20 protein-coding genes are annotated in these 18754 nt (G+C 67.7%); 8 read left to right on the top strand and 12 right to left on the bottom strand.

Going from position 1 to position 18754, the window contains the following annotated elements; translation table 11 throughout:
- Window positions 1-28 precede the first annotated feature (28 nt).
- The 6 genes from FM104_RS10200 to FM104_RS10225 form a co-directional block, all read right to left on the bottom strand.
- Window positions 29-1207: a benzoate/H(+) symporter BenE family transporter gene (locus tag FM104_RS10200; protein WP_087132140.1), complete on the bottom strand. Its 1179-nt coding sequence runs from the start codon at window positions 1205-1207 to the stop codon at window positions 29-31.
- Window positions 1208-1252: 45 nt separating this feature from the next.
- Window positions 1253-1957 carry a response regulator gene (locus tag FM104_RS10205; protein WP_087132141.1) on the bottom strand — a complete coding sequence of 235 codons (705 nt, stop codon included), beginning with the start codon at window positions 1955-1957 and terminating at the stop codon, window positions 1253-1255.
- Window positions 1958-1966: 9 nt separating this feature from the next.
- A complete protein-coding gene (locus tag FM104_RS10210) occupies window positions 1967-3226 on the bottom strand; it encodes a sensor histidine kinase (protein WP_087132142.1) in 1260 nt (419 codons plus the stop codon).
- Between the two features lie 123 nt (window positions 3227-3349).
- The gene (locus FM104_RS10215; RefSeq protein ID WP_256971614.1) at window positions 3350-4207 is read right to left on the bottom strand and encodes a Cof-type HAD-IIB family hydrolase; all 858 of its coding nucleotides are present in this window, start codon (window positions 4205-4207) and stop codon (window positions 3350-3352) included.
- Window positions 4204-5049, bottom strand: a complete 846-nt coding sequence (locus FM104_RS10220) for an exodeoxyribonuclease III (RefSeq protein ID WP_087132143.1) — start codon at window positions 5047-5049, stop codon at window positions 4204-4206. The genes FM104_RS10215 and FM104_RS10220 overlap by 4 nt, the downstream gene beginning before the upstream one ends.
- A 47-nt stretch (window positions 5050-5096) precedes the next feature.
- Window positions 5097-5633, bottom strand: coding sequence for a YbhB/YbcL family Raf kinase inhibitor-like protein (locus tag FM104_RS10225; protein ID WP_087132144.1), 537 nt, complete (start codon window positions 5631-5633; stop codon window positions 5097-5099).
- A 76-nt stretch (window positions 5634-5709) separates the two neighbouring features.
- Here FM104_RS10225 and pyrE point away from each other — a divergent pair, with 76 nt between their 5' ends.
- The 5 genes from pyrE to FM104_RS10250 all read left to right on the top strand — a co-directional run bounded on the left by pyrE (window position 5710) and on the right by FM104_RS10250 (window position 10691).
- On the top strand, window positions 5710-6270 hold the full coding sequence (gene pyrE / locus FM104_RS10230) for an orotate phosphoribosyltransferase (protein ID WP_087132274.1): 561 nt from the start codon (window positions 5710-5712) through the stop codon (window positions 6268-6270).
- An 82-nt stretch (window positions 6271-6352) separates the two neighbouring features.
- Complete coding sequence (locus FM104_RS10235; RefSeq protein WP_179206760.1) at window positions 6353-7387, top strand: LacI family DNA-binding transcriptional regulator; 1035 nt, start codon at window positions 6353-6355, stop codon at window positions 7385-7387.
- Between the two features lie 141 nt (window positions 7388-7528).
- Window positions 7529-8815 (top strand): ABC transporter substrate-binding protein, encoded by a 1287-nt coding sequence (locus FM104_RS10240; protein ID WP_087132275.1) that lies wholly within the window; start codon window positions 7529-7531, stop codon window positions 8813-8815.
- 71 nt (window positions 8816-8886) lie between these two features.
- Window positions 8887-9777, top strand: coding sequence for a carbohydrate ABC transporter permease (locus FM104_RS10245; protein WP_087132146.1), 891 nt, complete (start codon window positions 8887-8889; stop codon window positions 9775-9777).
- Window positions 9774-10691 carry a carbohydrate ABC transporter permease gene (locus FM104_RS10250; RefSeq protein WP_087132147.1) on the top strand — a complete coding sequence of 306 codons (918 nt, stop codon included), beginning with the start codon at window positions 9774-9776 and terminating at the stop codon, window positions 10689-10691. Before FM104_RS10245 ends, FM104_RS10250 begins: the two co-directional genes overlap by 4 nt.
- A 48-nt stretch (window positions 10692-10739) precedes the next feature.
- Here FM104_RS10250 and FM104_RS10255 read toward each other — a convergent pair whose 3' ends face one another.
- From FM104_RS10255 to FM104_RS10270, 5 genes are all read right to left on the bottom strand, one after another.
- Complete coding sequence (locus tag FM104_RS10255) at window positions 10740-11531, bottom strand: HAD-IIA family hydrolase (RefSeq protein WP_087132148.1); 792 nt, start codon at window positions 11529-11531, stop codon at window positions 10740-10742.
- A gap of 174 nt (window positions 11532-11705) precedes the next feature.
- Entirely contained in the window at window positions 11706-11870 is a 165-nt protein-coding gene (locus tag FM104_RS16520; RefSeq protein WP_179206761.1) for a hypothetical protein, read from the bottom strand.
- A 22-nt stretch (window positions 11871-11892) separates the two neighbouring features.
- Entirely contained in the window at window positions 11893-12525 is a 633-nt protein-coding gene (locus tag FM104_RS10260; RefSeq protein WP_087132149.1) for a metal-dependent transcriptional regulator, read from the bottom strand.
- Between the two features lies 1 nt (window position 12526).
- The gene (locus FM104_RS10265) at window positions 12527-12856 is read right to left on the bottom strand and encodes a hypothetical protein (protein WP_087132150.1); all 330 of its coding nucleotides are present in this window, start codon (window positions 12854-12856) and stop codon (window positions 12527-12529) included.
- Between the two features lie 9 nt (window positions 12857-12865).
- Window positions 12866-13489 (bottom strand): hypothetical protein, encoded by a 624-nt coding sequence (locus FM104_RS10270; protein ID WP_087132151.1) that lies wholly within the window; start codon window positions 13487-13489, stop codon window positions 12866-12868.
- 57 nt (window positions 13490-13546) lie between these two features.
- Between FM104_RS10270 and FM104_RS10275 the strand changes: the two genes are divergently transcribed.
- Window positions 13547-14965 carry a cellulase family glycosylhydrolase gene (locus FM104_RS10275; protein WP_087132152.1) on the top strand — a complete coding sequence of 473 codons (1419 nt, stop codon included), beginning with the start codon at window positions 13547-13549 and terminating at the stop codon, window positions 14963-14965.
- A gap of 4 nt (window positions 14966-14969) precedes the next feature.
- Here the strand turns inward: FM104_RS10275 and FM104_RS10280 are convergent, their stop codons facing one another.
- Window positions 14970-16232 carry an Nramp family divalent metal transporter gene (locus tag FM104_RS10280; protein ID WP_087132153.1) on the bottom strand — a complete coding sequence of 421 codons (1263 nt, stop codon included), beginning with the start codon at window positions 16230-16232 and terminating at the stop codon, window positions 14970-14972.
- An 83-nt stretch (window positions 16233-16315) separates the two neighbouring features.
- On the opposite strand from FM104_RS10280, the gene FM104_RS10285 reads away from it, so the two are divergent.
- Window positions 16316-16942 (top strand): TrmH family RNA methyltransferase, encoded by a 627-nt coding sequence (locus FM104_RS10285; protein ID WP_087132154.1) that lies wholly within the window; start codon window positions 16316-16318, stop codon window positions 16940-16942.
- A 75-nt stretch (window positions 16943-17017) separates the two neighbouring features.
- A complete protein-coding gene (locus FM104_RS10290) occupies window positions 17018-18733 on the top strand; it encodes an acyl-CoA dehydrogenase (protein ID WP_087132155.1) in 1716 nt (571 codons plus the stop codon).
- Window positions 18734-18754 lie beyond the last annotated feature (21 nt).

Here is an 18754-nt window from a genome sequence, read left to right on the forward strand (position 1 = left end):
GAAAAGAGATGGGGGTGGATGCTGGGGGTCAGGGGCGACGGAGGTGCAGCACGCCCCGCACGAGCAGACCGGCGACGAGGGCCCAGAACGCGGCGCTGATGCCGAGCAGCGCCACACCGGATGCGGCGACCAGAAAGGTGACGACTGCCGGCATCCGCTCTCCGGGGTCGTCGATCGCCTGTTGCACGGATGCGCCGAATGCCGCGAACAGCGCGAGCCCGGCGACCGCGGGGATGACCGCGGCGGGAGCGAGCAGCACGAGGGCTGCGAACACCGCCGAGAAACCGCCGAGCACGATGTACGAGACGCCCGTCGAGACCCCTGCCACCCAGCGGCGCTTCGGGTCGGGCTCGGCGTCGGGGGATGCTGCCAGAGCGGCGCTGATGGCGGCGAGGTTGATGGCGTGGCCTCCCGCAGGGGCGCTGAGGGCTGAGCCGATGCCGGTGACCAGCATCGCCGGGCGCCATGGCACCTCGTATCCGAAGCTGCGCATGACAGCGATGCCGGGCACGTTCTGCGAGGCCATCGTGACGATGAACAGCGGCAGGGCGATGCCCACGATCGATCCGACCGTGAAGGTGGGTGCGGTGAAGACGAAGGTCGGCATCAGCAGCGCCGGGTCGACATCGGTTCCGGTGGACGCGACGCCGATGACGACGACGATGGTGGCAGCGACGAACGCCGCAGGCACCGCCCACCGCGGAGCGAGGCGCGCGAAGAGCAGCCAGGTGATGACCACCGGCACAACGCCCCACGGATTGGCGACGATTCCGGTGATCGGAGCGAGGCACAGCGGCAGCAGCACTCCGGCGAGCATCGCCTGTGCGATCGAGGGCGGGATGGCCGCGATCAGAGCGCCGATCCTCGGCACGAGAGCCGTGAGCAGGATCAGCGCGGCCACGACGAGAAACGCCCCGACTGCGGCGGGCCATCCGCCTTCGACGGCGCTGGTCGCGGCGAGCAGCGCGGCGCCCGGCGTCGACCAGGCGGCGGTGATCGGCATCCGATATCGCCATGCCAGTACGACGCAGGCGACGCCCATCGTGATGCTCAGGGCGAGCAGCCCGCTGGCAGCCTGAGCCGGTGTTGCCCCGACCTTGTCGAGGCCGGTGAGCACGACGGCGAATGAGCTGGTGAATCCCACCAGCGCGGTGACGACTCCCGCCGTGATCGGGCGCGACAGAGAGGTGCGGGCGACGTCGGTCATCGTCTCCTCATCGATGGAAGGTGCTTGGTGGGGATAGGCCCCGGGTCAGGTGAGGCCGTGGCGGTGCGCGAGCACGACGGCCTGAACCCGGTCACGGGCGCCGAGCTTCTGCAGGATCCGAGACACGTGCGTCTTCACAGTCGCCTCGCCGATGAACAGCGCCGCGGCGATCTCGGCGTTGCTGCGAGCATCGGCGATGAGCGCCAGCACCTCGTATTCACGCCCCGTGAACGGCTCGCTGGGAACGCGATCGAGTGACGGGACCGATGGTGAGGCGGATGCTGCGGGAGTGGGTGCCGTGGGGGCGGGTGCCGCGGAGCGGCGGAACCGCTGCAGCACGCGGCGCGTCACTTCTGGCGCCAGCATCCCCTCGCCGGAGGCCAGCGCGCGCACCGCCGCGATGAGCTCTTCGGGCCCGGCGTTCTTCAAGAGGAACCCGCTCGCGCCGGCGTCGAGCGCGTCGAACAGGTAGTCGTCGCGATCGAACGTCGTCACGATCGCGACAGCACCCGAGAGCGACTCATCGGCGATGATGCGACGGGTCGCCTCCAGACCATCCATATCGGGCATCTGCACGTCCATGGTGATGACATCCGGATGCAGCTGCTGTGCGAGCTGCACACCCTCGGCGCCGGTCGCCGCCTCGCCGATCACCTCAATGTCGGGCTGCGTCTCAAGGATCGTGCGGAACCCGGCGCGCAGCATCGCGTGGTCGTCGACCAGCAGCACGCGGGTGGGCGAGTCTGTCATATCGGCTTTCTAGATCTGGAGCGAAGGGGCAGACAAGGGCACGTTCACACGCACCCGGAAGCCGCCCTGTGGGCGTGGAAGAAGCTCGATCGTGCCGCCGGATGCTGCGGCGCGCTCGCGCATGCCCAACTGGCCGAGCCCAGGGCGCAGTGCCGAGATGGCGCGGCCGGTGTTGACGATCTCCAGCTCGACAGCATCCGGCTCGTAGCGCAGCCGCACATCGGCGGTGGCGCCGGCGCCCGCGTGACGGCGGGCGTTGGTCAGCGCTTCTTGGGCGATCCGGTACAGGTTCACGCCCACGGTGTTCGAGACCGCCACGGGAGTGCCGATCACCGAGTAGTCGGTGGGCAGACCCGCATCGCGGGAAGACTGCGCGAGGTGCTGAATGTCGTCGAGACCAAGAGTGGATGCCGCATCATCGCCTGATCCACCAGGAGCCCGCAGCGTCTCCAGCAGCTGGCGGAAGTCACGGATCGCATCACGCGAGGCATCCTCCACTCCGGCGAGCATCTGCTTCGCCTTCTCCGCGTCCTGGTCGATGACGAGTCGCGCGGCTCCGGCCTGCACGCCCATCACGGACACGTGGTGGGCGACCACGTCATGCAACTCGCGGGCGATGCTCACCCGATCGAGGGCGACGGCCTGGGCCGCAGTCACCTCGCGCTCCTGCTCGAGCTCATGCGTGCGCTCGATGAGCGCCGCCTTCTCCTGCGCAGCATGCCACGACCGCTCGCCGAAGTAGTACGCGCCACCGAAGTAGAGCCCGTTCAGCAGCAGCTGGATCATCATGAACGCCAGGTACGGCGAGAAGGCGCCCGCCGCGACCTCTGCTTCATGGGCCTCGCTGATCGCCTCGCCGTACATGATGATGAGCAGCCAGATGAACATACCGATGATGATTCCGACCCGGACGAAGAACGCCGCCCGGCGGTTGTTCATCCACGCGCCGGCGGAGTACAGCGCGATGAACATGGCGATGTTGACGACGTAGACCTCGGGCACATGCAGCGAGACGCTGGCGAAGAACACGACCGAGATGAAGATCGCCGCCGGGGCCGGCCACCGCCGTCGTACGGCAAGCGGCGCCGAGACGCCGAGCACGACGAGCAGAGCGGTCCACATCGGCGCCTGGTCCTTGCCGTACAGCTGCGCGACGGTCGACAACCCGGCGCTGATGATGCCGCCGAGAAAGATGATCCCCGCGAGCAGCAGATCCTGACGCAGGTCGCGCGCGCTGAGGGAGCGCGAAAAGGGTGCGGATGCCGACATCCCTCCACCGTACGGCGGAGCGGGCACTCTCACATCCACCCCGTGGGGGACTTCGCGCGGGTCGCGCGTGGCCGATCCGGGTCGCGCGGTCGCCGATCCGGGTCGCGGGTCGCCGGTCGCGCGTCAGCGCGCCAGCATCCGCTCGATGACCTGCGCGACGCCGTCGTCGACGTGTGACGTCGTGACTTCATCTGCGGCCTCGGCGACCACGTCGGTGGCGTTGGCGACAGCGACACCGTGGCCGGCCCACTCGAGCATCTCCAAATCGTTCAGCGCGTCGCCGAAGGCGAGCACCTCGGAGCGGTCGACGCCAAGCCGGGTGGCGACCTGCGCGAGCCCGGTCGCCTTGGTGACGCCCTCTGCCATCACCTCGACGAAGGGCGCCCCCGAGAGCGTCGATTCGAAGCCGGTCAGCCCGAGCGCCTGCAGCGCGTCGAAGATCTCGGCGATCGGGACAGACGGATGCCGGATCACCAGCTTCAGACTCGGATCGCCCAGCACCTGTGCGAGCGGCACGCCGCCCATGGTCGATGGATCGCGCTTGTGGTCGTTCAGCTGCGCGAGCGCCGCGTATCCGTCCTGAGCGATGAAGCCCTCACCGGCGTCGCGCACACTCGCGAAGACCAGGTCAGGCATGACGGCGAGCAGCGCATCGGCCAGCTCGCGCTGAATATCTGGCGGAATCTCAGCGGCGAACAGGTGCTCACCGGTGGTCAAGTGCACGCCGTAGGCGCCGTTTCCGCACAGCGCCCAGTCGTCGAATCCGGCCTGGACGGCGATCGGCCGCAGCCCGATCGGCTGCCGCGCCGTCACCGGAATCGTGGCGATGCCAGCGTCGCGCGCCGCGTCTAGCGCCGCGCGAGTGCGCGGGGAGATCCCGCCCGAGGCATCGAGCAGCGTGCCGTCGAGATCCGTCGCGATGAGACGGATGCCGGAGAGGTCGCGCAACGCACCCGTGCCGCCACCGCCCACGCTGCTCACGCGAAGATCATCGGCAGATCGTCGTCGTCCCCGTCGCTGCCAAGGTCGAGGTCGACCACCACCGGCACGTGGTCGCTGGGCTGCTCGCCCTTGCGCTCATTGCGGTGGATGGATGCTCCGGTCACCGCATCCGCGAAGGGCTGCGAACCGAGGATGAAGTCGATGCGCACCCCCTCGTTGCGGGGGAACTTCAGCCGTTGATAGTCCCAATAGGTGAATCCTTCGGGGATCAGCGGACGGACCACGTCGGTCAGTCCGGCTGATTCGAATGCGAAGAACGCCGCGCGCTCCTCCGGCGAGACGTGGGTCGACTGCCCTTCGACGATGCCGGGGTCGCCGTTGTCATGGTCGAACGGGATGATGTTGAAGTCGCCGACGAGGGCCAGCGGCCGGCTCGGGTTCGCGGCGATCTCGGCGGCAGTGGCCGTGCGAAGCGCCTCGAGCCAATGCAGCTTGTAGGCCAGGTGCGGGTCGCCGAGTGCACGGCCGTTGGGCACGTACAGGCTCCACACCCGCACACCGTCGACGGTCACGCCGAGCGCGCGGGCCTCAAGCGGAGCATCCGGGCCCTCATGCCCCTTCTCGAAACCGGGCATGCCATCGAAGCCCGTGCTCACCTCGGTCATCGGCAGGCGGCTCGCGATCGCGACGCCGTTCCACTGATTCAGCCCGTGCACCTCGACGTGGTACCCCGCAGCCTCGAACGGCTCGTACGGGAACTGCTCGGGCTTGCACTTGATCTCCTGAAAGGCGAGCACGTCGATGTCCTCGCGCACGGCGAAGTCGACGGCGCGACCGACGCGCGTGCGGATCGAGTTGATGTTCCAGGTGGCCAGACGCATGCATCCAGCCTATTCGGGGCCGCCGACGCTGCTGGCCTTCGCGCCGGTCACCGCTCGGAGGGGTCCCCGGTGCCGATGAGGACGCCGCGCGCGAGCGTGTGGAAGTGCCGGTTGAAGCCCAGCACGGCCGGCGTCGAGCCGATCTCGAGGTCGAGCTGGTCGACATCGAGCGCGTCAATCACATAGAAGTAGCGGTGCACGCCGGTGCCCATGGGCGGTGCGGCGCCGATGTAGCGCTCGAGCCGTGCCTCATTGGGGAGCACGACAGACCCTTCCGGCAGGCTCTTCGCAGTGCCGTCTCCGGCGGGGAGGGCACGCAAGTCGGGAGGCAGGTTGTAGGCCGCCCAGTGCCAGAAGCCCGAGCCCGTCGGGGCATCCGGGTCGAAGCACGAGATTGCGAAGCTGAGTGTGCCGGCGGGCGGGTCGGACCATTCCAGGGCCGGATGCCGGTCTTCGCCGGCCCGGTCAGACGACCAGGCGAAACTCGGGAGCGGCCCGCCAGCCGTGAAATCCGGGCTGGTCAGTTCGAGCGTGGGCACGGGGCGCAGCTCGGCGAGGGCGGCATAGGGATCGTACGAGAACATGTGTGGCCTCCTGTCTCAACGCTATGCCAGCTCGTGGCATCCGTGGGTCGACGTCACCGGGAATACACTGGATGCCGTGACGAAACTCGCCGAAGACCGCCAGGCCCTGCTCGACCTGATCACCGCAGAAGCCGTGTTCCACGGCGACTTCACGCTCTCCAGCGGCAAGCAGGCGACGTACTACGTCGACATGCGCAGACTCACCCTCGACCACCGGGCAGCCCCCGCGATCGGGCGCATCATGCTCGATCTGATCGGCGGGCACGACATCTCCGCCGTAGGCGGGCTCACCCTCGGTGCCGACCCCATCGCGAACTCGGTGCTGCACGCGTCGGTTGCGACCGACCGGCCGCTGGACGCGTTCGTCGTGCGCAAGGAGCCGAAGGACCACGGCCGCGGCCGCCAGGTGGAGGGCGCCGACGTCTCGGGCAAGCGCGTCATCGTGCTCGAAGACACCTCCACCACCGGGCAGTCGGCACTCAAGGCCGTAGAGGTGCTGCGCCGAGAAGGCGCCGAAGTCGTCGCCGTCGCCGTGATCGTCGACCGCAACACCGGCGCCCAGGCAGCCATCGAGGCCGAGGGGCTGCAGTGGCTGGCTGCGTTCGACCTCGATGACCTGGGGCTCGACCCGCAGTAACAGGCTGTCTGGTGCGTTGACGGCGCGGGTCGCAGCGCATACCGCGCTGGACATGGCAACGTTTTCATGGAAATCTCCTGGTGTGACGAAGAAGACCAGTGAAGGCGCTGACGTGACCGCGCGCCCGACGATGCACGACGTCGCGGCGCATGCCCGCGTCGGGCTGTCGACTGTGTCTCGCGTCGTGTCGGGCAAGGCGGGCGTAAGCCTGGCCAAGCGCAACGCGGTCGAACGGGCGATCGCCGAGCTCGGCTACAGCCGCAACGACTTCGCGCACACACTGCGCACCGGGTCGGCGCGCACGATCGGCGTGGTCGTGACGCGCATCTCGGACCCGTTCTACTCGCAGCTCATCGGCGCCATCGAGAGCCGCGCGCAGGAGCGCGATCTGCTGGTGCTCGTCGCGTCGTCGGGTGACGATGCCGCCGAGAGCGAGCGCGTGCTGAAGCGGATGCTGAGTCGCCGCCTGGACGGGTTGATCGTGGTGGCGCATGAGGAATCCGACGTGGCCTTTCTCGCGGCGGAGCCCGCGGCCGGGACGCCGATCGTGTTCGTCGACCGCCCGCCGGTCGGCCTGCATTCGGATGTCGTGATCGTCGACAACGAGCGCGGCGCGGCGGATGCTGTGCGGCAGCTGGTGCGAGCGGGGCACCGCAGCATCGCCTGCATCGCGCACACCGTCGGCCGGTACACCTCAGAGCAGCGGCAGATCGGCTTCCGGGCAGGCGTGAGGCAGGCCGGTCTGCCCGATCGCGCCGAGCTGATCGTCGAGGTCGAGGACGAGATCGATGCGTGCGTGGAAGCATTGCGCGAGCTCTTCTCACTGCCCGATCCGCCCACCGCGCTGTTCACGACGAACAGCCGCACCACGAAAGCGGTGCTCGGCGCGATGCGCCTGATGGGCGTGCACCCGGCTCTGATCGGCTTCGACGACTTCGAGCTCGCCGACCTGATGACGCCGCCGGTGACGACGATCGCGCAGGATCCGTGGGCCAGCGGCGAAGCAGCGGCCGAGCTGCTGTTCGAGCGGATCGCCGGTCGTGGCGGGCCGGAGCGTCGCGTCGTGCTGGGCACTCGGCTGATCACGAGAGGGTCCGGCGAGCTGCCGCCGGCGTGACTGCTGCGGCCAGTGCGGGGATGCCGGATTCAGGCCGTTACGGGCTTGTGACACGCGCCATGTTGATTCTGGCAACGTTTTCATATTTCATGGCATGAGGTCCGCGGGCTTCCGCGGAGCACAGTTCCAATGGAGGATCACATGCGCAAACCACTTGCCGCAGTCGCAGGTCTTGCCGTTGCCGGTCTCGTCCTCGCTGGGTGCTCCAGCAGCGCGGACGACGGTGACAAGGCCGGATCGAACGACGCCAGCGAAGTAGAGGTGTTCACCTGGTGGGCATCCGGCTCCGAGAAGACCGGCCTTGACGCGCTCGTCAAGGTCTTCAACGAGCAGTACCCCGACACCAAGTTCGTCAACGCCGCTGTCGCCGGTGGTGCGGGATCGAACGCCAAGAACGCATTGGCATCCCGTCTCAAGGCGAACAACCCGCCGGACTCGTTCCAGGCGCACGCCGGTGCTGAACTCACCGACTACATCGAGGCAGACAAGATCGAGGACCTCAGCTCCTTCTACGAGGAGAACGGTCTGAACGACGTGTTCCCGTCGACTCTGATCGACCGGCTGACCGTCGACGACAAGATCTACTCGGTGCCCAGCAACGTCCACCGCGCCAACGTCGTCTGGGTCAACACCGACCTGCTGACTAAAGCCGGTATCGACCCGAAGACGGGACCCGCCGATCTGGACGCCTGGCTCGCAGACATGAAGAAGCTCAAGGCGGCCGGCGTCGCAACGCCGCTTTCCGTGGCGACCGACTGGACCCAGGTGCAGCTGTTCGAGAACGTGCTGCTCGCGACCCTCGGGGCCGAGGGCTACCAGGGTCTGTGGGACGGCTCGACGAAGTTCGATGACGCCAAGGTCACCGACGCGATCGACTCTTACACCGAGCTGCTGTCCTACGCGAACACCGACGGCACCGGTCAGGACTGGCCGGTCGCGACCGACATGGTCATCGACGGCACCGCCGCGTACAACGTGATGGGCGACTGGGCGCTGGCCGAGTTCGATGCCAAGGGCAAGACCTACGGCACCGACTACATCACCTGGCCGACACCCGGAACCGACGGCATGTTCGACTTCCTCGCCGACTCCTTCACTCTCCCGGTGGGCGCTCCGCACGCCGGTGGAGCGAAGAACTGGCTGAAGGCGATCAGCTCGGCTGACGGCCAGAAGGCGTTCAATCTCGCCAAGGGCTCGATCCCGGCTCGCACCGACGCCGACTCGGCTGACTACCCGGAGTACCAGCAGGGTGCCATGGCATCCTTCGCGAAGGACACCGTGGTCAGCTCGCTGGCACACGGCGCCGCAGTGAAGGTCTCCTGGCTGAACGACATCACCTCGTCGATCGGTCAGTTCGTCTCCACCAAGGACGCCGGCGTTCTGCAGGACGCACTCGTCCAGGCGCAGACCAAGGGCCTCGGCAAGTAATATCCGTACCGTGAGCGGGGCGACGCGAAACGCGTCGCCCCGCACACATCCCCGCGTGAAGGAGGACGGCGATGCGCAAGGGCATCCGCAACTGGGGGCCGCCGCTGCTGCTCATCTCACCGACGATCGTGCTGCTGGGCATCTTCGTCTACGTGCTGATCGGCGTGAACTTCTCCACCGCGATGACGAAGGACTCCGCGCTCAGCGCCTCTGAGTTCGTCGGACTCCAGAACTTCACTGATCTGCTCACCGAGCCGCGGTTCCTGCACTCGCTGGTCAACCTCGGCATCTTCACCCTCTTCTTCATGGTCGGCACCATGCTCTTCGGGTTCCTGTGGGCATGGTTGCTCGACAAGGGCGTGACCGCCGAGGGCGTGTTCCGCTCGATCTACCTCTTCCCGATGGCGGTGTCGTTCGTGGCATCCGGTGTCGTCTGGCGCTGGCTGCTCAGCTCCGCCACCGGCGATCGCGCCTCGGGTCTGAACCGCATCCTCGACTCGATCGGCCTCGGTGCGCTGCAGAACGACTGGTACAACCAGCCGCTGTGGGGCATGGCCGCGATGGCGATGCCGGCGATCTGGCAGCTCTCCGGATACGTGATGGCGCTGTTCCTCTCCGGGTTTCGCGGCATCCCCGAAGAGCTCCGCGAGGCCGCCCGCATGGACGGCGCCAGCGAGTGGAAGCTGTACCGCTACGTCGTCTTCCCGCAGCTGAGCCCCGTCGCACTGTCGGCCCTGGTGATCGTCGCACACATGTCGCTCAAGGTCTTCGACCTGATCATGGCGGTCACCGGCCCGGTCTACGTCACTGAGGTTCCCGCCACGTACATGTGGATCGCTCTCACCGGCGGTGAATACGGCAAGGCATCCGCCATCGCCACGATTCTGCTGCTGCTGGTGTGCATCTTCATCGTGCCGTACCTGATCTCCACATCTCGCGCCGAGAGGAAGGCACGCAAATGAGCGTCGCAACCGGTATCGAGCGCAAGGTCAGCACCGGCGGCAACATCCCGACCGGACACAAGACCCGGGCGCGCATCGGGCGCACGGCGAAGTACGCGCTGCTGCTGCTGTTCATCGTCATCGTGCTGATGCCCGTGTACGTGCTCGTGGTCACGAGCTTCAAACCGCCGTCGGACGTCAGCGCCGTGACGTCGTGGTCGCTGCCGTCGCTGTGGCCGTGGCAGGCGGATGCCGATGGCGTCACCGGCTTCGACAACTGGGGCACCGCCTGGGAGGCGCTGGCTGCACCGCTCGGCCGCACCTTCCTGCTCGCGATCCCCGCAGCGCTCATCTCGGCGACGCTCGGATCGATGAACGGCTTCGTGCTGTCGCGCTGGAAGTTCCCGTACGCGAACCTCGTCTTCACGCTGATCCTGTTCGGCATGTTCATCCCGTACCAGGCGATCATGGTGCCGCTGGTGCAGATGAAGACGTCGCTCGGCCTGCCCAGCACCATCGCGACTCTGCTGATGGTGCACATCATCTACGGGCTGCCGATCTGCACGCTGATCTTCCGCAACTACTACGAAGGCGTTCCCGAAGAGCTGATGGAGGCCTCGCGCATGGATGGGGCGGGCATGCTCGCCTCGTACTGGCGCATCATCCTGCCGCTGTCGCTGCCCGGGTTCGTCGTCACGATCATCTGGCAGTTCACCTCGGCGTGGAATGACTACCTGTTCGCGCTGTTCCTCTCGGATGCCAACCAGGGGCCGGTCTCGCTGTCGCTGGTGAACCTGTCACAGGGCGCGCAGCTGTCGAACTACGGCGCCTCGATGGCTGGTGCACTCATCGCGTCGCTGCCGACCCTGGTGGTCTACATCGTGCTCGGCAAGTACTTCATCGGCGGGCTGATGAGCGGTTCCGTCAAGTCCTGATCGACGTGTAAACGACCGACCGCGACTGGTGGAGTGCGCGACCGAGTGTCAGTCGCGGCCGGACGCGGTCGCCAGCAGGTCGGCGACCGAGTCGACGACCTCGTCGGGGCGGAACGGGTACTTCTCGATCTCTGCGCGGTCGCTGATTCCGGTGAGCACGAGCACGGTGTGCAGTCCCGCTTCGATGCCGGCGACGATGTCGGTGTCCATCCGGTCGCCGATCATGCCGGTGCGCTTCGAGTGTGCGCCGATCTTGTTCAGCGCCGAGCGGAACATCATCGGATTCGGCTTGCCGACCACATAGGGCTCCCGGCCGGTGGCCTTGGTGATCAGCGCGGCGACCGCTCCCGTCGCGGGCAGCGCCCCGTCAGCGCTGGGGCCGGTGGCATCCGGGTTGGTGATGATGAACCGCGCGCCAGCGTTGATGAGCCGAATCGCCCTGGTGATCGCCTCGAAGGAATACGTGCGCGTCTCGCCGACCACGACGAAGTCTGGGTTGGTCTCGGTCATGATGAATCCGGCGTCGTGCAGCGCGGTGAGGATCCCGGCCTCGCCGATGACGAAGGCCGAGCCGCCGGGCAGCTGCTGGCTGAGGAAGTCTGCCGTGGCCAGCGCCGAGGTCCAGATGCGCTCCTCGGGCACGTGCAGTCCGCTCGACCGCAGCCGTGCGGAGAGATCGCGGGCGGTGAAGATCGAGTTGTTCGTCAGCACCAGATACGGGATGTCGTCGGCCTCCCACTGCGCGAGCAGTTCGGATGCTCCGGGGACGGCGTCGTTCTCATGCACGAGAACACCGTCCATGTCGGTGAGCCAGCATTCGATCTCAGAGCGGTGTGCCATGTGCTCATGGTAGGCGCTGGCAGTCGGCAACAAACACCGGGTTGATGCGAAGGACCCGGGTGCCGAATCCTGGGGAAGAGCACACGCGACACTGAGGCTCGGCCGAGTTCGAGCCGGGTGAGACCACAGCGATCACGGGAGGTGGCGCGGCCGGCCCCGTAGGACGCCGCGCGGTCAGCGCCGCGGCCCGCGCTTGCGGTCATCGTCGTCCCAGGGGCCCTCGTACCATTCGCCGCGGTTGTCGCGCTTGCGCGGTCGCAGCAGGCGGAGCGCGATGAGCGTCAGCGTGGCGAGGCCGATGCCGATCAGCACCATGAACAGCAGATCGTCCTGAGTCATCGTCTTCCCCTTCGTGGTCAGCCTATGCGGTCAGCCAGATGGCTTCTGCCGCACCGTCGGGCAGCGTCACGGACGTGCCGTCGAGCAGGATGCCGGAAGCCATCACCTGGAGCGAGCGGCCCACGGCGATACCCGCGGCTTCCAGCTCGCGCAGCAGTTCCGGGTCGCGGTCGCTGACGCGCAGAACGCGCCCGGAATGACCGGATGCCGCATCGGCCAGCAGCACGAACGGCTCACGCTCGACGTGGCCCGCAGCATCCGGAATCGCATCGCCGTGCGGATCGAATCGCGGGCGACCGAGACGAGCATCGATGCCCTCGAGCAGCCGGTCGCTGATGGTGTGCTCGAGCACCTCGGCCTCATCGTGCACCTCGTGCCAGGCGTAGCCGAACTCGCGCACGAGCCACGTCTCGATCAACCGGTGGCGGCGCACCATCGCCAGGGCTCGGTCGCGCCCGGCATCAGTCAGCCGAACCGCGCCGTACGGCACATGGGAGACGAGGCCGGCGGCGGCGAGTTTCTTCACCATCTCGGTGACGCTCGACGGCGCGATCCCGAGGGCCGCCGCGAGCTGCGAGGGGGTGATCGGCGCATCCTGCCACTCGGTGTGCGCGTAGACCGTCTTCAGGTAATCGTCGAACGCGGGGGAGCGCATGTCAGCCCGCCAGTGACATCAGGACCTTGAAGGCCGCGTTGCCGGCGAAGAAGAGGATACCGAATCCGGCGAGCGCGGCCAGCAGCGAGAGGCGCCCGTCGTAGTCTTTGACACCGCGCATGCCGATGGCACGCGCGCGGAACGCGAAGAAGAGTGTCATCGCGCCGAGTGCGAGCTGCACCCAGGGGCCGCCGACCGGCAGCAGGTAGGGCCAGATGACGAGCACGACGCCGAGGGCGGCGGCGACGAGGGCGAACCAGGTGCTCAGCCGTGTGGCGTGGCGGGCCTCGGAATCGGAGCGGGAGGGCCGATCGGTGCGGTCTGAGGGCATGGTTCGAGCTTACCGGCGGTCGAGATGCGGCTCCTGTGTGCTCAGCTTCGCCGCAGCGTCGGAACCGGAGGCGATGCCGACCATCTGCGGGGTATCGTCCTGCCGCGCGGCCAGCGCGGCGACGGCCCCGACGATCACGCCGAGGAGCAGACCGGTGAGCGCGGAGACGATCAAATTGCCGAGCAACTGCCCGAGATAGGTGCCGAGGTCAGCATGCAGCAGGAAGCTCTGCGCCACACCACGGACGACATTCCCGGCGATGACCGCGACGATCGTCACGCTCAGACCGCGCCCGAACGCGCGTGCCCTGCCGGGGAAGGGCCGGCGGATCGACGCTGTGCGCAGCCAGACCCAAGCGGTGATCAGCATCACCGCGGCGCCGAGCAGATCGATCAGCCACACCGTGACGCTCGTATCGCCCAGAGGCGTGAGCCGCAGCGGGGGCCACAGCGAAGGAAGGCCCGCGGCGGGCGGGAACAGAAGCGCCACGACCCAGGTCGACAGCCAGCCGATGAAGGGCCGGAATCCGCCGAGAAGAGCGAGCACGAACAGGGCGAGCAGAACGCTCCAGCCCACCCGGCCCATCGACGCGGCGGGTCGGTCGGATGCGACGAGAGAAGGCTCCGATGCCATGGGCGTGATGCTAGCATCCGTCGAAGACTCCCTGGCAATGACGCCGAAAGGAATTGCATGCGCAGTCCGAGCCGCTGGCAGCTCACAGGTGCTCTCGTGATCATCGTGGCGGTGGGGGCGGCGGCGTCGTCGACCCGCGTCGCGCCCGAGGCGACGACGCAGTTCATCACGGATGCTGCCGGACGCGACCTCGTGCAGCACGGTTTCTCTACGGCGGGCAGCGCAAAGGGATCCCCGGACGGCCTTCCCGACTTCACCGTGCAGGATCTCGACCGCGAGCACGTCGATATGGGGACGAACTTCGTGCGCTTTCTCATCTCGTGGCGTGCCGTTGAACCCGAGAAGGGCGTCATCGACGAGGGTTATCTGGATGCCGTCGAAGAGCGCGTCGGCTGGTACGCCGACCGCGGCTACCACGTCATGCTCGACATGCATCAAGACCTGTGGGGCTCGGCAATCACGCCCAGCGGCACCTCGGGCAACGGCGCGCCCGCATGGGCGACGCATCTCGATGAGCTGCCGGTCGAGGTCGGCGACATGTGGGAGCTGGTCTATCTCGAACCCGGGACCATCCGTGCATTCGACAACTTCTGGAACACCACTGGCGCGCACCCCGAGCTCACTGATCACTATGTTTCCGCGTGGAAAGCCGTCGCCGAGCACTTCGCCGACAATGACGCGGTCGTTGCGTACGACCTGATGAACGAGCCCTACGGAGGCACGCTGCAGGGCGTCGCGTTCGAGTCGGGGCCGCTCACGACGCTCTACCAGCGGGCGACCGACGCCATCCGCGAGGTCGATCAGAGCACCTGGGTATGCGTCGAACCGCAGGCGTTCGGCTTCAACTGGGGGCTGCCCAGCGCCCTTGGCGCCATCGATGACGCCCGTGACGGCGACCCCCGCATCGCGTTCTGCCCGCACCTGTACCCGCTGCCGATGGACCTCGGCGAGGGATTCGCCGGCTCGTCGAAGGGGCTGGTCGAGGGCACGGTCACGCAATGGACCTTCAACGTGCTGCGCACCGCCGAGGTGCTCGGCAAGGGCGAGGGGGCCGTGCCGGTGATCCTCGGCGAGTTCGGCCTAGACACCACGAGCGAGGGCGCCGAAGAGTATGTGCGGCTCGTCTACGAGACGGCGGATGCCGCAGGCATGGGCGTCGCCTACTGGTCGCGCGACGCCGGCAGCTGGGGTCCCTACGAGACGGATGGCACGGCGCGCACCCTCGTCGACTGGCTGGTGCGGCCGTACCCGCGGGCCGTTGCGGGGCTGCAATCCTGGGAGTCCGAGCCGAAGAAGCTCACCTTCACGGTCGGTGACGTCGATGCCGGAAAGGGCTCTGCCGAGGTGTACCTGCCGCCGACGGTATTCACTGCGAAGCCGAAGGTGGACGGTGGCCAGGTGCGGTCATGGGACGCGGCATCCGGCATCCTCACCCTGACCGTGCCGACCGACGCGACCGTGACGATCACGCCCTGAGGCGTTATGCGCCCGTGGCGATCAGCCAGAGCAGCACGGCGTTCAGTGCGATCAGCAGCACCGCGAACAGCGCACCGACGACGGTTGTGGCGAGCATGTTGACGTGGGTGCCGAGCGTGCGCCGCTGTGCGGTGAGCACGACCAGAGGCACCAGCGCGAACGGGATGCCGAAGGACAGCACCACCTGGCTGAGCACCAGCGCGAGGGTCGGATCGAACCCGACGCCCAGAATGATGAGGGCGGGGATGAGCGTGACCAGACGCCGGGCGAGCAGCGGCACGCGCACGGCGAGCAGGCCGTGCATGATCTCGGCTCCCGCGTAGGCGCCCACCGAGGTGGAAGCCAGACCCGAGGCGAGCAGTCCGACGGCGAACAGCGTCGCGATCACACCGCCGAGGTTCGCCGAGATCGCGGCGTAAGCGCCTTCGAGCGAGTCGGTGCCCTCGACGCCTGGGAGGTTCGCGGCGGCGAGCAGCAGGATTGCGAGGTTCACCGAACCGGCGATCGCCATCGCGATCGTGACATCCCAGCGCGTCGCGGTCAGCAGCGTCCGGATCGACGGTCGACTCGATCCGTTGGTGGCGCTGAACCGGTCGCGGGTGAGAGCGCTGTGCGCGTAGATCGCGTGCGGCATGATGGTCGCGCCGAGGATGGATGCCGCCAGCAGCACCGAACCGCTGTCGGTGAAGCGGGGCAGCATGCCGCCGATGACACCGGCCGGGTCGGGCGGGCCGACGAAGAGCCCGGCGACGAACCCGACGACGATCATCGCCATCAGGCCGATGATGACGAACTCGAAATGCCGTGGGCCGCGTCGGGTGTGCACCATCAGCAGCACGATCGAGATGAGGCCGGTGATCACTCCGCCCCACAGCAGCGGGATGCCGAACAGCAGGTTCAGCGCCACCGCGCCGCCGAGCACCTCGGCGATGTCGGTGGCCATCGCGACGAGCTCTGCCTGCAGCCAGTACGCGCGACGCGCCCAGCGGTGGCGGATGCGGGTGCCGAGCAGCTCGGGCAGACTCTGCCCGGTGACGATGCCGAGTTTGGCCGAGAGGTACTGCACCAGCCAGGCCATCACGTTTCCGGCGACGACGATCCACACCAGAAGGTAGCCGTACTGCGCGCCGGCAGTCATGTTGCTGGCGACGTTGCCGGGGTCGAGGTATGCGACGCCCGCGACGAGTGCCGGCCCGAGCAGCCAGATGCCGCGCAGCGGCGGGCGCGGCCGAACGGCCCCGATGTCGCTCAGCTCGCTTTTCGACATACGCAGAGCATAACGAGATTTCGGTGCACCTAAATACCGTGGTCGTCGGCATCCGGTGCGGGGGCGAGCGATAACCTGACGGGATGGACGAGCAGACCCCAGAGCGCACCACCCACGGGGTCGGTCCCTATCCCGGCGGCCGCGACGCGTGGCCCATCGAGGAGTATTTCGACCCTGAACTGCTCGAGCACGGCGATACGCGCAACGTGATCGACCGCTACCGGTACTGGCGGATGGATGCCATCATCGCCGACCTCGACACCAAGCGGCACGCGTTTCACGTCGCCATCGAGAACTGGCAGCACGACATGAACATCGGCTCCATCGTGCGCAGTGCGAATGCGTTCCTCGCCGACACCGTGCACATCATCGGTCGCCGCCGGTGGAACAAGCGCGGCGCGATGGTCACCGACCGCTATCAGCACGTCGTGCATCACCCCGATGTGGAGACATTCGCGGCGTGGGCGGCGGAGGCAGGCCTCCCGATCATCGCCGTGGACAATGTCGGCGAAGCGGTGCCGGTCGATCAGGCCGACCTGCCCGAGCGATGCGTGCTGCTGTTCGGGCAGGAGGGGCCGGGTTTGTCCGAGGAGGCGCTCGCCGCAGCATCCGGCCACATCGAGATCACGCAGTACGGCTCCACCCGCTCGATCAACGCGAGCGCGGCTGGAGCCGTCGTGATGTACGAATGGTGTCGTCGGCACGCCTGAGCGGGCGGCCGGCAGGCATTCCCTTGGGACGCAGTCTCGCGTAGACTGAGCCTCAGTCTCAGAATGGAGTGCACGATGGCATCCGATTACATCCCCCCGGTCGCGGACTACGCTTTCCTCTTCGGCGAGGCCTTCGGCCTCGACCTCGTCGCGCGCGGAACGGGTGGGGCCTTCAGCGCCGAAGACGCCACCGAGATCGTCGCCGGCGCCGGTGAATTCGCGGCCTCCGTGCTCGCCCCGCTCGAGGTGATCGGCGACCGCGAGGGCGCGCGTCTCGAAGACGGTCAGGTGCGGATGCCGGACGGCTTCGCGGAAGCCTACCGAGCGTTCGTCGAGGCAGGGTGGATCACCGCCGAGGCGCCGGAATCTGCCGGCGGCGACGGACTGCCCGGCTCGATCCGTGCGGGCCTCGGTGAGATCTGGAACGGTTCGAATGCCGCCTTCGCCCTGTGCTGGCTGCTCACCGCCGGCCAGATCCACGCGCTCGACGCCATCGCCTCCGAGGAGATTCGCGAGACGTACCTGACCAAGCTCGTCTCGGGCGAGTGGACCGGAACGATGAACCTGACCGAGCCGGAGGCAGGCACCGATCTCGGCGCGATTCGCACCGTCGGCATGCCTCGGGCGGATGGTTCGTGGGGCATCAGCGGGCAGAAGATCTTCATCACCTGGGGCGACCACGATGTGGCCGAGAACATCGTGCATCTCGTGCTCGCGCGCACTCCCGACGCTCCTGCCGGTGCAAAGGGGTTGTCGCTCTTCGTCGTGCCCAAGCTTCTCGTCGGTGACGATGGAACGCTGGGCGATCGCAACGCGGTCACGACGGTTGCGATCGAGCACAAGCTCGGCATCCACGGCAGCCCGACCTGCGTGCTCGCCTACGAAGACGCGACTGGCTACCTCGTCGGAGAGGTCGGCAGTGGGCTAGCCGGCATGTTCGTGATGATGAATTCGGCGCGCGCGGGAATGGGGTTCCAGGCCACCGGCATCTCGGACCGGGCTTACCAGCAGGCCGTGGAATACGCGGGCGGCCGACTGCAGGGATCCGTGCTCGACCGCCCCGCAGGCACGCCGATCGCCGAGCACCCCGATGTGCGGCGTCTGCTGCTGTCGATGCAGAGCCGCATCTTCGCGATGCGCGCGCTGGGCGTGTATCTCGGCGACCTCTTCGACCGCGCCGACACCGACGGCACGCTCGCGCTCGCCGAGTTCCTGGTGCCGGTGCTGAAGGGCTGGGCCACCGAAGACGCGATCGCGATCACGAGCGATGCGATCCAGGTGCACGGCGGCATGGGCTACATCGAAGAGACCGGCATCGCGCAGCACTATCGCGATGCGCGCATCATGACGATCTACGAGGGCACGACGGCGATCCAGTCGAATGATCTGATCGGCCGCAAGGTGGTGCGCGATGGTGGCGCGACCGCCGAGAGCCTGTTCGTCGAGATGACCGCGACGGTCGCGGCACTGCGCGAACACGACGACGCCGTTGCAACCCGTATGGCCGAGCGGCTCGAGCGTTCGATCGCTGCGGCACGCGCGGCGACAGCATCCGTCGTCGGATTCGGGCAGACGCGCGACGCGTACGGCGTCAGCGTGCCGTACCTGATGCTGCTGGGCACGCTCGCCGGTGGGTGGATGCACGCGCTCGCGGTCGCCGCGGTGCTCGGTCACGACGGCGCTGACGAAGCCGATGCTGCGCGCCTGCGCGCCGCGGACTTCTACGCGGCGCATCACCTGCCGCGCGTGCACATGCTCGCCGAGACCGTCGCCGCCGGCGAGGTCGTCTGAGGCTCGGGCCGGCTGGCCGCT

Source organism: Microbacterium esteraromaticum (genome assembly GCF_900163815.1).
GTDB lineage: Bacteria > Actinomycetota > Actinomycetes > Actinomycetales > Microbacteriaceae > Microbacterium > Microbacterium esteraromaticum_B.